This window comes from Streptomyces sp. NPDC026538 (assembly GCF_055567535.1).
The window spans coordinates 1,333,316-1,346,506 of the sequence record NZ_JBVHQG010000001.1 but is presented as its reverse complement, the minus strand read 5'-3'; the positions used below and the strand labels follow the sequence as shown (position 1 = coordinate 1,346,506).

General features: G+C 70.8%; 12 protein-coding genes. 6 read left to right on the top strand and 6 right to left on the bottom strand.

What is annotated here, in order from left to right; translation table 11 throughout:
• Window positions 1-104 precede the first annotated feature (104 nt).
• Complete coding sequence (locus ACZ4N4_RS06060; protein WP_453572038.1) at window positions 105-509, top strand: hypothetical protein; 405 nt, start codon at window positions 105-107, stop codon at window positions 507-509.
• Window positions 510-545: 36 nt separating this feature from the next.
• Entirely contained in the window at window positions 546-1,415 is an 870-nt protein-coding gene (locus ACZ4N4_RS06055; RefSeq protein WP_467584896.1) for a spermidine synthase, read from the top strand.
• 177 nt (window positions 1,416-1,592) lie between these two features.
• Here the strand turns inward: ACZ4N4_RS06055 and ACZ4N4_RS06050 are convergent, their stop codons facing one another.
• The gene (locus tag ACZ4N4_RS06050) at window positions 1,593-2,111 is read right to left on the bottom strand and encodes a hypothetical protein (RefSeq protein ID WP_467584895.1); all 519 of its coding nucleotides are present in this window, start codon (window positions 2,109-2,111) and stop codon (window positions 1,593-1,595) included.
• Window positions 2,112-2,209: 98 nt separating this feature from the next.
• Here ACZ4N4_RS06050 and ACZ4N4_RS06045 point away from each other — a divergent pair, with 98 nt between their 5' ends.
• The 3 genes from ACZ4N4_RS06045 to ACZ4N4_RS06035 all read left to right on the top strand — a co-directional run bounded on the left by ACZ4N4_RS06045 (window position 2,210) and on the right by ACZ4N4_RS06035 (window position 5,941).
• A complete protein-coding gene (locus tag ACZ4N4_RS06045) occupies window positions 2,210-2,920 on the top strand; it encodes a response regulator transcription factor (protein ID WP_467584892.1) in 711 nt (236 codons plus the stop codon).
• Window positions 2,917-4,344, top strand: coding sequence for a sensor histidine kinase (locus ACZ4N4_RS06040; protein WP_467584890.1), 1,428 nt, complete (start codon window positions 2,917-2,919; stop codon window positions 4,342-4,344). The genes ACZ4N4_RS06045 and ACZ4N4_RS06040 overlap by 4 nt, the downstream gene beginning before the upstream one ends.
• 130 nt (window positions 4,345-4,474) lie before the next feature.
• A complete protein-coding gene (locus ACZ4N4_RS06035) occupies window positions 4,475-5,941 on the top strand; it encodes a glycoside hydrolase family 18 protein (RefSeq protein WP_467584887.1) in 1,467 nt (488 codons plus the stop codon).
• Between the two features lie 83 nt (window positions 5,942-6,024).
• Here ACZ4N4_RS06035 and ACZ4N4_RS06030 read toward each other — a convergent pair whose 3' ends face one another.
• The 4 genes from ACZ4N4_RS06030 to ACZ4N4_RS06015 form a co-directional block, all read right to left on the bottom strand.
• The gene (locus ACZ4N4_RS06030) at window positions 6,025-7,443 is read right to left on the bottom strand and encodes a GH1 family beta-glucosidase (protein ID WP_467584884.1); all 1,419 of its coding nucleotides are present in this window, start codon (window positions 7,441-7,443) and stop codon (window positions 6,025-6,027) included.
• Window positions 7,444-7,572: 129 nt separating this feature from the next.
• Window positions 7,573-8,472, bottom strand: coding sequence for a carbohydrate ABC transporter permease (locus ACZ4N4_RS06025; RefSeq protein WP_450756074.1), 900 nt, complete (start codon window positions 8,470-8,472; stop codon window positions 7,573-7,575).
• 10 nt (window positions 8,473-8,482) lie between these two features.
• Window positions 8,483-9,493: a carbohydrate ABC transporter permease gene (locus tag ACZ4N4_RS06020; protein ID WP_450756511.1), complete on the bottom strand. Its 1,011-nt coding sequence runs from the start codon at window positions 9,491-9,493 to the stop codon at window positions 8,483-8,485.
• A 5-nt stretch (window positions 9,494-9,498) separates the two neighbouring features.
• On the bottom strand, window positions 9,499-10,824 hold the full coding sequence (locus ACZ4N4_RS06015) for an ABC transporter substrate-binding protein (RefSeq protein ID WP_467584882.1): 1,326 nt from the start codon (window positions 10,822-10,824) through the stop codon (window positions 9,499-9,501).
• Between the two features lie 507 nt (window positions 10,825-11,331).
• Here ACZ4N4_RS06015 and ACZ4N4_RS06010 point away from each other — a divergent pair.
• The gene (locus tag ACZ4N4_RS06010) at window positions 11,332-12,387 is read left to right on the top strand and encodes a LacI family DNA-binding transcriptional regulator (protein ID WP_467584880.1); all 1,056 of its coding nucleotides are present in this window, start codon (window positions 11,332-11,334) and stop codon (window positions 12,385-12,387) included.
• Window positions 12,388-12,524: 137 nt separating this feature from the next.
• On the opposite strand, the gene ACZ4N4_RS06005 is transcribed toward ACZ4N4_RS06010, so the two are convergent.
• A complete protein-coding gene (locus tag ACZ4N4_RS06005) occupies window positions 12,525-13,184 on the bottom strand; it encodes an NADPH-dependent F420 reductase (protein WP_467585344.1) in 660 nt (219 codons plus the stop codon).
• Window positions 13,185-13,191 lie beyond the last annotated feature (7 nt).

Sequence of the window (13,191 nt, the reverse complement as noted above, 5' to 3'; positions counted from 1 at the left end):
TGCCATGAACTGCCATCCTTTGCGGCTGACTTCCGCCGTAGCCGTTGACGCGGTGGCGCGTTGGACGTGTTGGACTGCAAGAGGGCTGCGCGGTGGAGGCCGGGATGGAGACCAGCCAGAGCAACGATCCTTGTACGCCGTCGACGACTTCGGCGGCAGACGATGCGGGATGCGACCTCGTGACGGTGCCGGCCCGGCAGGGCCTGGAGGCGGTCGACATCCTGCGCCGGGGGGCCGGGGACGCGGTGGGGCCGGTGCTCCACGACGACGGGGGCGGCACCCTCGGCTTCGTGGTGCCGGCCGGTACGGCGGCGGGCTGGGACGTCCCCGGCAGCACCTGCACCGGGACCGACGGGCGCGGCCTGCGGCTCAATCCCGAGCCGCCGGTCGAGGGCTCCGACTGGCTGCTGCCGCCCGGCGAGGCCGACCTCGCCACGGACCCGGCGGTGCTGCGCCGGGCGCTCGGGGAGGCGGCCCGGCTGATCGAGGTGGCGGACAGCTGCTGCTGAATTTCCGGTACGGCCGCTGCCTGCGAAAATGGCGGAATGGGCAAGTCCAGGAACTCACGGCGCAGGTCGGCCGCCGCCGAGGCCGTTGTCGAGCCGGTCGACGGCGGCCTCGCCCAGCTCATACCCGACCCCGAGCGCGGCCGAGCCTGGACCCTGCTCATCGACGGCGCCCCCCAGTCGCACGTCGACCTCGACGACCCGGCGTACCTCTCCTTCGAGTACCAGCGCCGCCTCGGCCATGTGATCGACCTGGTCGCACCGCTGGGCAGGCCGGTGCAGGTGGTGCACCTCGGGGGCGGAGCGTTCACGCTGGCGCGGTATGTCGCGGCGACCCGGCCCCGGTCCACGCAGCAGATCGTCGAACGGGACGCGGCCCTCGTCCAACTGGTCCGGCGGGAGCTGCCGTTGGATCCGAACGCGCGGATACGGGTGCGCTCCGTGGACGCCCGGGAGGGGCTGGGCAAGGTGCCCGAGGGATGGGCGGACCTGGTCATAGCGGATGTGTTCAGCGGGGCGCGCACACCCGCGCACCTGACGTCCACGGAGTTCCTGGACGAGGTCCGGAGAGTCCTGCGGCCGGGGGGTGCCTACGCGGCGAACCTCGCGGACGGGCCGCCGCTCGCGCACCTGAGGGGGCAGATCGCCACGGCGTCGGCGCGGTTCGCTGAGGTCGCGGTGGTGGCGGACGCGGGGGTGTGGCGGGGGAAGCGGTTCGGCAACGCGGTGCTGATGGCGGCCGACGTACCGCTGCCGGTCGCGGAGCTGACCCGGCGCTGTGCATCCGACTCTCACCCAGGGCGGGTCGAACACGGGCGGACGTTGCGGGACTTCACCGGTGGGGCGGTCGCCGTGACGGATGCGGTGGCTGTGGCTTCGCCTTCTCCACCGCCTTCGGTGTTTCGTTGAGTCTGCGGGCGGGTGGGGGCCGGTCGTGCCCACGCGGCGGCAGCCGCACGGGGATCCTGTCCCGCGCCCCTTTCGGGACGCTTCACCCACCGCTTCTCTTCAGCCGCGGGCAGTCGTGCCGCTGGGGCGGCACCGTGCAGGCGCCGGTAGGGGTCCCCACCCGCGCTCGGCCGGCTCTCAGTACGTCTCGACCTGCACGTGCGGTGGGCCGTCGTGCCAGGTGCAGAACACCGACACCCGGTCCGTGCTCCTGCTGAACTCGATGCGGATCCAGGACTCCGTCTTCCACACCTGCATCGACCAGCCCGTTCCCGGTGTCGCCGAGACGAGGGTCGCGCTCGTGTCGCCCAGGTCGAAGACCGCCCGGCCGCCGTCCGTGTCGTAGGCCTTGACCTCGCCGGACGCGGTGGTGGACGGGGCCGGGGTGGCGGACGGGGTGCGGGAGGGCGTCGGAGTGGGGGTCGCCGACGGGCGGCGAGAGACGGTGGGCGAGGGACTCGGGGGGCGGGACGTGGCCGGCGCCAGCGGCTTGGAACCCTGCGTCGTGGGGTCGACGTCCGCCGCCGTGATGGGCAGGGCGCGCGGCGGGTCGTAGGCCGTGCCCGCCATCACCGTGTGGACGCCCCACCACGACAGCGTGACCGCCGCGCCCGTGGCGAGCAGCCAAGCCAGTACGTGTACGAGTCCTCTGCGCATCGCGGGCCATACTGCCCCAGGCGTACCGCCGTGCGCACTCGACCCGAGTTATCCACAGGCTCCGACCGGCGCCTGCCGCATGGCGTACGGTGCGGCGCATGGCAAGTGTGCTCGTGGTCGAGGACGACCAGTTCGTACGCTCGGCGCTCATCCGGCATCTCACCGAGGCCTCGCACACCGTGCGCAGCGTCGGTACGGCACTGGAGGCGCTGCGCGAGGTCGCCCATTTCCGCTTCGACGTGGTCGTCCTGGACCTCGGACTGCCGGACCTGGACGGCTCCGAGGCACTGAAGATGCTGCGCGGGATCACCGACGTGCCGGTGATCATCGCCACCGCCAGGGACGACGAGACGGAGATCGTCCGGCTGCTCAACGCCGGCGCGGACGACTACCTGACCAAGCCGTTCTCCGTCGAGCATCTGTCGGCGCGGATGTCCGCCGTGCTGCGCCGGGCGCGGTCGGGCGGGGGCGAGGTGGTGCCGTCCAGTGTGCTGCGGGTCGGCGGCCTGACCGTCGATCCGCTGCGCCGGCAGGCCGAGTTGGACGGGGCCCGGCTGGATCTCACCCGGCGCGAGTTCGATCTGCTGGCCTTCCTGGCCGGGCGGCCCGGGGTCGTCGTACCGCGCAAGGAGCTGCTGGCGGAGGTCTGGCAGCAGTCCTACGGGGACGACCAGACCATCGACGTGCATCTGTCGTGGCTGCGAAGGAAGTTGGGGGAGACGGCGGCCCGGCCGCGTTATCTGCACACACTTCGGGGAGTCGGTGTGAAGCTGGAGCCGCCGGGCGGGGAAGCGAGGCCGGTCGGATGAGATGGGCACTGGTCAAGGTCTGTCTGGCGGTCACCGCGATGGTCGTGGTCGCCTTCGCGGTCCCGCTCGGCCTGGTGGTCAAGGAGATGGCCCGGGACCGTGCCTTCTCCAACGCCGAGCGGGAGGCGGCCGCCGTCGCCCCCGCCCTGTCCATCACCACCGACCGGGACAAGCTGGAGCGGGTGGTGGCCTCGGCCGGCGCCGACCGGGGCATGGCCGTGCACATACCCGCGTCCGGAGACGGTGCCGCCGTCGACATCGGGCGGCAGCGCGCCGCCGACCGGGACATCGCGACCGTACGGAAGCTGGGGCGTGCCTCCACGACCGGGGTGGCGGGCGGCTCCACCCTGCTGCAGCCCGTGGCGCTCGGCTCCGGTGCCATCGCGGTCGTCGAGGTGTACGTCCCCGAGTCCGAGGTGACCAACGGCGTCTCCACGGCCTGGGCGGTGCTCGCCGCCGTCGGCCTGGCGCTGGTCGTCGGCTCGGTCGCCGTCGCCGACCGGCTGGGCGTACGGATGGTGCAGCCCGCCCAGCGGCTGGTCGAGGGCGCGCACGAACTGGGCGAGGGCAAGCTGGGGTCGCGGGTGCCCGAGGAAGGACCGACCGAACTGCGTCTGGCGGCGGCCGCGTTCAACTCGATGGCCGACCAGGTCGTACAACTGCTCGCGAACGAAAGGGAGCTGGCCGCCGATCTGTCGCACCGCCTGCGCACCCCGCTCACCGTGCTCCGCCTCAACGCGGCCTCGCTCGGGGACGGGCCGGCCGCCGAGCAGACCCGGGCCGCCGTCGCCCAGCTGGAGCGGGAGGTCGACACCATCATCCGGACCGCCCGGGAGGCCAAGCCGCAGACGGCGGCCGCCGGGCCGGGCGCCGGGTGCGACGCGGCCGAGGTGGTGCGGGAGCGGATGGGGTTCTGGTCGGCGCTCGCGGAGGACGAGGGGCGCAAGTGGCGGGTGGCCGGTGTCGACCGGCCGGTCCGCATACCGGTGGCCCGCGCCGACCTGGCCGCGGCACTCGACGCACTGCTCGGCAATGTCTTCCGGCACACCGCCGAGGGCACCGCCTTCGCGGTCGACGTGCACAACGGGGACGACGCGGTCATCGTGCTGGTCTCCGACGCCGGGCAGGGCATCCGGGACCCGGAGGCGGCGATGGCCCGGGGGCGGGGTTCCGGGGCGGCCGGGTCGACCGGGCTCGGCCTGGACATCGTGCGCCGGCTCGCCGAGTCGACCGGCGGGGACGTACGGATCGGCTCGTCGGTGCTCGGCGGGACCGAGGTGCGGATCTGGATCCAGCTGGACGGTGGGAAGCCGGAGCGCAAGGGGCATCGGGGGTCGGTGCGCAGGCGCCGTTCGCGCAGGCAGTCGGGGGAGGCGGGCAGACGGGGAAGCGGGGGGACCAAGAAAATTGGTCTCGACCTTTAATCGGTCCCGATCCCTTCCTTAAGCGCACCCTAAGGTCCGCAACGCCCGTACCTATCAGGCCGTTTGTCCGAATCCCGCTCGCTAGCGTGCTGCCGCACCCCCCATTCGGCAGGCGAAGGCAGGCACGCGCATGAGCACGCACCGGCGCAGTATCAGTGGCAGGAACAAGGCGATAGGCGGTCTGGTCGCGGCGGCCGTGGTAGGTGGCGGGGCGATCCTGTTCACCGGTATCGCACAGGCGGCCGGGGTCGGCGCCGCGTACACCAGGACCAGCGACTGGTCGACCGGGTACACCGCGCAGTACGTCGTGACGAACAACAGCGGTGCCACGGAGAAGGACTGGACGCTGGAGTTCGACCTGCCGGCCGGTGCGAAAGTCAGCTCGCTGTGGAACGCCGAGTACACCGCCAGCGGTCAGCACGTCACCGTGAAGCCGCCGAAGTGGGACACGGACGGCCTCGCGGCAGACGAGTCGGTCACCGTCGGCTTCGTGATCAACGGCAGCGGGGACCCGACCGGTTGCCGTATCGACAACGCGAGCTGTTCGGCCGACGGCACGGCGACCCCGGAGCCCAGCGGCCGCCCGACGCAGTCCACCCAGCCGACGGCGACCCCCACCGCCAAGGCCTCCGTCACCTCCACCCCCACCGCGACGGCGACCCCCAGCGCGTCCCCCACCCAGAGCAGCGGTACCGGCACCACCACCGCCGCCGGCTTCGCCCCGTACGTCGACACCTCTCTCTACCCGGCGTTCGACCTCCTCGCGGCCGTCGACGCGACCGGTGTGAAGAACTACAACCTCGCCTTCGTCACTGACGGCGGCGGCTGCACGCCCAAGTGGGGCGGGGTGACGGACCTGGCAAGCGACGGCGTGGCGTCCCAGATCGGTGCCCTGCGCGCCAAGGGCGGTGACGTCCGGGTCTCCTTCGGCGGGGCCTCCGGCTCGGAACTCGCGACCACCTGCTCGTCGGCGGACGCGCTGGCCGCGGCGTACGGCAAGGCCGTGGACGCCTTCAACCTGACCAAGGTCGACTTCGACGTGGAGGGCGGCGCGCTGCCCAACACCACGGCCAACACCAACCGCGCGAAGGCCATCGCCAAGCTCCAGGCGAGCCACCCGAACCTGGACGTCTCCTTCACCCTCCCGGTCATGCCCGAGGGCCTCACCCAGGACGGTGTGAACCTGCTCGCCGACGCCAAGGCCAACGGCGTGAAGATCAGTACTGTCAACATCATGGCGATGGACTACGGCCCCTCGTACAACGGCGACATGGGCACCTACGCCACCCAGGCCGCCACGGCCACCCAGGCCCAGGTCAAGAGCGTGCTCGGGCTCTCGGACCCGGCCGCCTGGAAGACGGTGGCCGTCACCCCGATGATCGGCGTCAACGACGTCTCCACCGAGGTCTTCAAGGTGGACGACGCCACCCAGCTCGTCGACTTCGCCAAGTCCAAGGGCCTCGGCGGGCTGTCGATGTGGTCCGCCACCCGCGACAAGCAGTGCGCCGGCGGCACCAAGCCCACCGCCGACGCCACCTGCAGCTCGATCACCCAGGACAAGGACGCCTTCTCCAAGGCATTCGCAGCGATCGGCTGACGCGATCGTGAGAAGGCGAAGGGGCGCGGTACTCCCTGGACCGCGCCCCCGGTCTCAGGCCCCCGGTCTCAGGCCCTCGGGTCTCAGGCCGCCGGCCGGGCCGGCGGCAGTGTGCTCGTGCGGGCCGCCTCCGCGTACCAGAGGGCGCTCGACTTCGGGGTGCGGGCGAGGGTCGCGTAGTCGACGTACACCGCTCCGAACCTCTTGCCGTAGCCGTACGCCCACTCGAAGTTGTCCATCAGGGACCACAGGTAGTAGCCCCGCACGTCCGCGCCGTCGGTGATCGCGCGGCGCACCGCCGAGAGGTGGCCGTGCAGATAGGCGATGCGCTCCGGGTCGTGGACCCGGCCGTCCGGGTCGGGCTTGTCGTCGTAGGCCGCGCCGTTCTCGGTGATGTAGAGGGGCAGGCCCGGGGCCTCGGCCGTGTACCGCATGATCAGGTCGTGCAGGCCGGTCGGGTCGATCGTCCAGCCCATCTCGGTGCGCTCGCCGGGGGTCTGGTGGAAGGCGACGTCGTCCGCGCCCGGCCAGGGGGAGTGGGTGCTCGCGCCGTGGCCGTCCGACCGCGGGCCGGTCACCGTGCCGGACGCCGCCGACACCAGGGTGGGCGTGTAGTAGTTCAGCCCGAGGGCGTCCAGCGGCTGGTGGATGGCGGCGAGGTCGCCGTCCTGGACGTACGACCAGTCGGTCACCGACGCCGTCGCCGCGAACAGCGACTGCGGGTAGGAGCCGTGCAGGATCGGGCCGTGGAAGACGCCGTTGGCCAGGTCGTCGATGGTCCGCACCGCCACCAGGTCGGCCGGGTCCTGGGAAAGCGGCCGTACGACCGAGGAGTTGAGGCTGATCGCGATCTGGTTGCGGGCCGGCATCGCCGAGCGCAGCGCCGAAGTGCCGAGGCCGTGCGCGAGGTTGAGGTGGTGGGCTGCGCGCAGGGTGGCCGCCGGGTCGGTACGGCCTGGGGCGTGCACCCCGGAGCCGTAGCCCAGGAAGGCGCTGCACCACGGCTCGTTGAGGGTGATCCACTGCTCGACGCGGTCGCCGAGCGCCTCGCCGAGGATCTGCGCGTACTCGGCGAACCGGTACGCCGTGTCCCGCTCCGGCCAGCCGCCCGCGTCCTCCAGCTCCTGCGGCAGATCCCAGTGGTAGAGGGTCACGGCGGGCTTGATGCCCTTGGCCAGCAGCTCGTCGACCAGCCGGCGGTAGAAGTCCAGGCCGACCTGGACGGCCGGGCCGCGGCCGGTCGGCTGGACGCGCGACCAGGAGACCGAGAACCGGTAGGCGTTCAGCCCGAGGTCCGCCATCAGCGCCACGTCGTCGCGGTAGCGGTGGTAGTGGTCGACAGCGATGTCACCGGTCTCGCCACCGGCCGTCTTGCCCGGCGTATGACTGAAGGTGTCCCAGATCGAGGGGGTGCGGCCGTCCTCCCGCACCGCCCCCTCGATCTGGTACGCGGAGGTCGCGGCGCCCCAGAGGAAGGCGGGAGGAAAGGTCACGGAAGTCATGGGTTCAGGCATGGAAGCGCTCCCATTGGAGGTCGTGGAGACCGACGGGTAGATGAGGAGAGAGGAAGGGGTGGGCGGGACGGGAGGGGCCGGGGCGGCGGTGACCCGGCCCCCGTCGTCCGCGGGCGGTCAGCCCTTCACCGCGCCCTGCATGATGCCGCCCACGATCTGCTTGCCGAAGATCGCGAAGACGAGCAGCAGCGGCAGCGTGCCCAGCAGCGCGCCCGCCATGATCAGGGACTGGTCGGGGGTGTATCCGCGGCCCAGGCCCGCCAGGGCGACCTGCACGGTCGGGTTGCCGGTCTGCGTCAGGACCAGGAACGGCCACAGGAAGTCGTTCCAGGCCTGGACGAACATCAGCATGCCGAGCACCGCCATCGCCGGGCGCGCCGCCGGGAACACCACGTGCCACACCACCCGCCAGCTGCTGGCGCCGTCCACTCTGGCCGCCTCGATCAGCTCGTCCGGCAGCGCCTGGGTGAGGTACTGCCGCATGAAGAACACGCCGAACGCGCTCACCAGGGACGGGAAGATGACCGCCTGCAACTGGTCCGCCCAGTTCAGCTTGGCGACCATCATGTAGAGCGGGATGATGCTGAGCTGCGGCGGCACCATCATGGTGCCGATCACGGTCAGCATCAGGATGTTGCGGCCCCGGAAACGCAGCTTGGCGAAGGCGAACCCGGCGATCGTCGACAGCACGACGATGGTCACCGCGGAGATCCCGGCCACGATGGTGGTGTTGAGGAACGCCTTGCCGAGGTTGGCCTCGGTCCAGGCCACGTCGAGGTTGTGGAAGAGGTTCCCGCCGAACCAGAACGGCGGCGGGGTCTCGGCCAGCCGGTTGTTGTTCCGGGACGCGGCGATCGCCGTCCACACCAGCGGGAACAGCGAGCCGATGGAGAACAGCACGAGGATCGTGTACGCGATCGGGCCCGCGTGCATGGTGCCGCCGGCGCGCGCGGACTTCGAGCGCCGCACGCGCTTGGGCTCGACCACGGGAGAAGGTTTGCTCAGGGTCGTCGTCACGGCCGGTCTCCTAACTACTGGCGCGCAGCCGGCGCGAGATGACGTAGTTGACGAGCCCGATCACGATCAGGATCAGGAACATCGTCCAGGCGATGGCGGAGGCGCGGCCCAGGTGCTGGTTGACCCAGCCCTGCTCGTACAGGTACAGGCCGAGCGTCTGGAACTGGTGCTCCGCGCCGCCCGACGCCCCCTTGTTGGCGTCGAAGATCAGCGGCTCGCCGAACACCTGGCTCGCCCCGATGGTGGACACGACACAGGTGAACAGGATCGTCGGGCGCAGCTGCGGCAGCGTCACATGGAAGAACTGCTGCCAGCGCGAGGCGCCGTCCAGGGCCGCCGACTCGTACAGGTCCTGCGGGATCGCCTGCATCGCGGCCAGGTAGATCAGCGCGTTGTAGCCGGTCCAGCGCCAGATCACGATCGTCGACACCGCTATCTGGGACGGCCACTTGTCGTTCTGCCAGTCGATGCTGCCCACGCCGAAGAAGTGCAGCGCCCAGTTGATCATGCCGTAGTCCCGGCCGAACAGCAGCACGAAGACCAGGGAGGCGGCCGCGATCGACGTGGCGTACGGCGCCAGCATCACGACCCGGTAGAAGATCGACGCACGCAGCCTGTAGTTGAGGATGTGGGCGAGCCCCATCGCCATCAGCAGCTGCGGAACCGTCGAGATGATCCCGATGGTCAGGGTGTTCCTGGCCGCGTTCCAGAAGAAGTCGTCGCTGAAGATCCGGGTGTAGTTGTGCAGCCCCGCCCACTGCATGTCGGTGGGCGCGGTCAGCTCGACCGTGTGCAGCGAGGCCCAGCCCGTGTAGATCAGCGGGAAGAGCCCGAAGGCGACGAAGAGCAGGAAGAACGGTGAGATGAAGCCGTACGGGCTCCACTTGATGTCCCGCTGCCAGCGGCGCGAGAGACGGGCGCGGCGCCGCCGCTCCGCCTCGGTGGGAACGGCGGGCGGGCGGGCCGGGGCCGCGCCCCCCTCCTGTGCGAGGGGCGCGGCGGTGTCGTGCCGGGTGGCCATGGCGGTCACTTGTCCAGGCTGTTGTCGATGGTCTTGACGGCCGTGTTCCAAGCCTCCTCGGGCGACTTGCCCTTGGTGACGAGGACGACGCCGTTGTTGGCCAGACCGTCCTGGATGATCTGGTCCTTCGGGCCGATGACCTGCACCGGGCTGCTCTTGGCGGCCTCGGCGAAGATCGTGCCGATCGGGGCGTCACCGGTCATGTCGTTCTTGGCGCCGGTCACCGCCGCCGAGGTGTAGGTCGACGGCGCGCTCGGGAAGGAGCCCTGCACGCTGAAGAGCTTGGCCTGCTGTTCGGGTGCGGTCAGCCAGGCGACCAGCTTCTCGGCCTCCGCGACGTTCTTGCCGCTCTTGGGCACGGTCAGGAAGGACCCGCCCCAGTTGCCGGCCTTCGGCGCCTGGGCCACGTCCCACTTGCCGGCCGCGTCCGCCTTCGACTGGCCCTTGATGTAGCCGAGCATCCACGGCGGGCAGGACATCGCCGCGAACTTGTTGTTGGCGATCGTGCTGTTCCAGGACGGCTGGAACTGGGTCTGCGCCTGGACCAGTCCTTCCTGCGCGGCCTTCGCGGTCGTGTCGAAGGCGGTCTTCACGGCGGGGTTCGTCTTGTAGATGATCTTGCCGGAGGAGTCGTAGAACTTGGTGCTCTCACTGGACAGGATCGCGTTCAGGAGACCACCGGGGGAGTCCATGAAGGTGGTCCCGGAGGGCGCCTTCTTCTTGTAGTTCTCGCCGACCTGGACGAACTTGTCCCAGCTGCCCGCCCAGAGCTTGCTCACCGCGTCGCGGTCGGTGGGCAGGCCGGCCTTCTGGAAGAGGTCCTTGCGGTAGCAGATGCCGAGCGGACCGACGTCGGTGCCGAGTCCGATGGTCTGGCCCCCGCTGGTCGTGGCCTGCTTCCACTTCCAGTCCAGCCAGTTGCTCTCCGAGACGCCGCTGACCTTGGACAGGTCCTCCAGCTTGTCCGCGAACGTGCTCGTGACCTCGGCGATGTTGCTGACTTCGACGGCCTGGACGTCCATCAGACCACTGTTGGTGGTCAGGTGGTTGACGAGCGCCGGGTAGTAGTTCGCGTTCTGCTCGACCGAGGTGTCCTTGATGACGATGTTGGGGTGGAGCTTCTCGTACTCCTTGTACAGCCCGGCCTCCTTGAAGCCGAACGTGCCGAACAGGCCGAGCGTGATCGTCGTCTTGCCCTTGCCGCCGCCGCTGGTGTCGTCACTGCCGCCACCACTGTCGTCGGCACAGCCGGCCAGCAACGCTCCTCCCAGCGACACGACTGCCGCCAGGACGACCGCCTTGCGGGAGGCGGTTCGGGTACGTGCTCGCATTACGTCCTCCTGTTGCCCTGACGTGCCGACCCCCCGGCCAACTGCATTGTTGGGCCCGTGTGTTTCTCGCTGCGGCTCGGGCGGGGAACGTGCGGGATGTGTATGTGTCAGGTACTGTGGGAGCGCTCCCACCGGTGATGTGTTGAAGGGTCGTCGGTTCGGGGCGGGGTGTCAAGGGAGTGGACGCGGAGGGATGTGTTCGGTTATCCGGCTGTTAGCTAACGGCGGTTGGAGGGCCCCGGGGACCCGGGGTGGCGGAGACCCGACGGCCGGTCGCCACCGAGGACTCGGCCCGCGGGGTGTCCGCCGACGGCCGCGTCCGGCCGCGCTCTTGGTCCGGACGGCGTCCGGTCTCGACGGTGCCGGCCCGCCCGGTGCTGTGCGTCGAGGGCGTTCGGGCCGAAGCGGGGGCCGGGAAAACGGCAGCCCCCGGCACAGGTCGTCCCGAAAGGCGAGGCTGTTACATTCCAGGCCGGCAACATGAACGCGGCGAGAAGGGCGGAGCCCATGGCAAGCCACGGAGCGCGGGGGCGTAGTGGTGGTCGGCCCACCCTCGAAGAAGTCGCCGCCCGGGCCGGGGTGGGGCGGGGAACCGTGTCGCGGGTGATCAACGGCTCGCCCCGGGTCAGCGATGCCACCCGGGCCGCCGTCGAGGCCGCGGTCGCCGAACTCGGCTATGTTCCGAACACCGCCGCCCGGGCCCTCGCGGCCAACCGCACCGACGCCATCGCCCTGGTGGTCCCCGAGCCGGAGACCCGGTTCTTCGCGGAACCGTACTTCTCGGACATGCTCCGCGGTGTCGGCGCCGAACTCTCCGAGACCGAGATGCAGTTGCTGCTGATCTTCGCGGGCAGCGACCGGGAACGGGAACGGCTCGCCCAGTACCTCGCCGCCCACCGGGTGGACGGCGTCCTCCTTGTGTCCGTCCACGCCGACGACCCGCTGCCCGACCTCCTCGCCCAGCTGGAGATCCCCGCCGTGATCAGCGGCCCGCGCTCCGCCGCGGAGACGCTGACCTCGGTCGACTCCGACAACTACGGCGGCGGGCGCTCGGCGGTCGAGCACCTGCTGGCCGGCGGCCGCCGGACGATCGCGCACATCACCGGCCGCCTGGACGTGTACGGCGCCCAGCGCCGCGTCGACGGCTACCGCGACGCTCTTCGGGACGCGGGCCGGGAGGTGGACGAACTCCTCGTCATCCCCGGTGACTTCACCGAGGAGGGCGGCCGCCGGGCCATGTCCCTGCTGCTGGAGCGGCGCCCCGACCTGGACGCCGTCTTCGCCGGCTCGGACGTGATGGCGGCCGGCGCCCGCCAGGTGCTGCGCGAGCTGGGCCGCCGCATCCCCGACGACGTGGCGCTGGTCGGTTACGACGACTCGGCCATCGCCCGCCATATGGACCCGCCGCTCAGCAGCGTCCGCCAGCCCATCGAGGAGATGGGCCGCGCGATGATCGACCTCCTCCTCGCGGAGATCGCCGACCGCCGCCCGGCCGTGTCCCGGGGCCTGGAGCGCCGGCACGCGGTACTGCCGACGGAACTGGTGACGCGGGCCTCCTCGTAGGTTCTGTCCCGACGAGACGCAGGGGCAAACCCTTCGCTGGATTCGACGCCTTTGCGTGCGAAATAGGCCCCCGCCCGGTATACCCGGGCGGGGGCATGGCACGGGCGGACCGCATCACGGTCCGCGATAATCGACGGTTACCGCGTCGCGGTGGCCAGTGCCGCGTGGATGGCGTCCTCGCCGGCCGGCTGGCCCTTCTCGTTCGAGTACGGCCCGTACGGTGTTCCCCATACCGGCGTGCCCGTCGCCTGCCGCCAGCTGTCGGCCAGCGTTCCCGCGTCCACCACGCTGTAGCCGATGGAGTCGATGAATTCGGTCACCGCTGCCTTCGCCGATGCGGAGTCTCCGGCGATCGGCAGGTAGGAGCGGTCGGCCGCCCCTGCCGGGCGGGCGAGTGACAACAGGTGCCTGAAGAAGATGTTGTTGAACGCCTTTACGAGCAGGGCGTCGGGGACGTACCGCAGGAGCAGCTCGCTCGAGGTGAGGGATTTGCTGTCGAGCTCGGGGATGTGCCCGTCACGCTCGGGGCCGTAGTTACAGGTGTCGATGACCGTCTTCCCGGCCAGTGGCGCGGCGGGCACGTGGGGGAAGGCACTGACCGGCACCGTGACCACGACAATGTCACCGGCCGCCGCGGCCTCTTCGCTCGTCGCCGCGGACGCCCGCGGCCCCAGCTCCTCGGCCGTGTCCACGAGCGTTTCGGGACCGCGCGAGTTGCTGAGCACCACCTGGTGCCCGGCCCCGACGGCGAGTCGCGCGATGGTCCTGCCGATGCTGCCGCTTCCGATGAATCCCACAGTCGTC

Coding starts and splice junctions, on each gene's coding strand:
- ACZ4N4_RS06030 (WP_467584884.1), bottom strand. CDS start 7,443: ATGACTTCCGTGACCTTTCCTCCCGCCTTCCTCTGGGGCGCCGCGACC.
- ACZ4N4_RS06020 (WP_450756511.1), bottom strand. CDS start 9,493: ATGGCCACCCGGCACGACACCGCCGCGCCCCTCGCACAGGAGGGGGGC.
- ACZ4N4_RS06055 (WP_467584896.1), top strand. CDS start 546: ATGGGCAAGTCCAGGAACTCACGGCGCAGGTCGGCCGCCGCCGAGGCC.
- ACZ4N4_RS06010 (WP_467584880.1), top strand. CDS start 11,332: ATGGCAAGCCACGGAGCGCGGGGGCGTAGTGGTGGTCGGCCCACCCTC.
- ACZ4N4_RS06050 (WP_467584895.1), bottom strand. CDS start 2,111: ATGCGCAGAGGACTCGTACACGTACTGGCTTGGCTGCTCGCCACGGGC.
- ACZ4N4_RS06015 (WP_467584882.1), bottom strand. CDS start 10,824: ATGCGAGCACGTACCCGAACCGCCTCCCGCAAGGCGGTCGTCCTGGCG.
- ACZ4N4_RS06040 (WP_467584890.1), top strand. CDS start 2,917: ATGAGATGGGCACTGGTCAAGGTCTGTCTGGCGGTCACCGCGATGGTC.
- ACZ4N4_RS06045 (WP_467584892.1), top strand. CDS start 2,210: ATGGCAAGTGTGCTCGTGGTCGAGGACGACCAGTTCGTACGCTCGGCG.
- ACZ4N4_RS06035 (WP_467584887.1), top strand. CDS start 4,475: ATGAGCACGCACCGGCGCAGTATCAGTGGCAGGAACAAGGCGATAGGC.
- ACZ4N4_RS06060 (WP_453572038.1), top strand. CDS start 105: ATGGAGACCAGCCAGAGCAACGATCCTTGTACGCCGTCGACGACTTCG.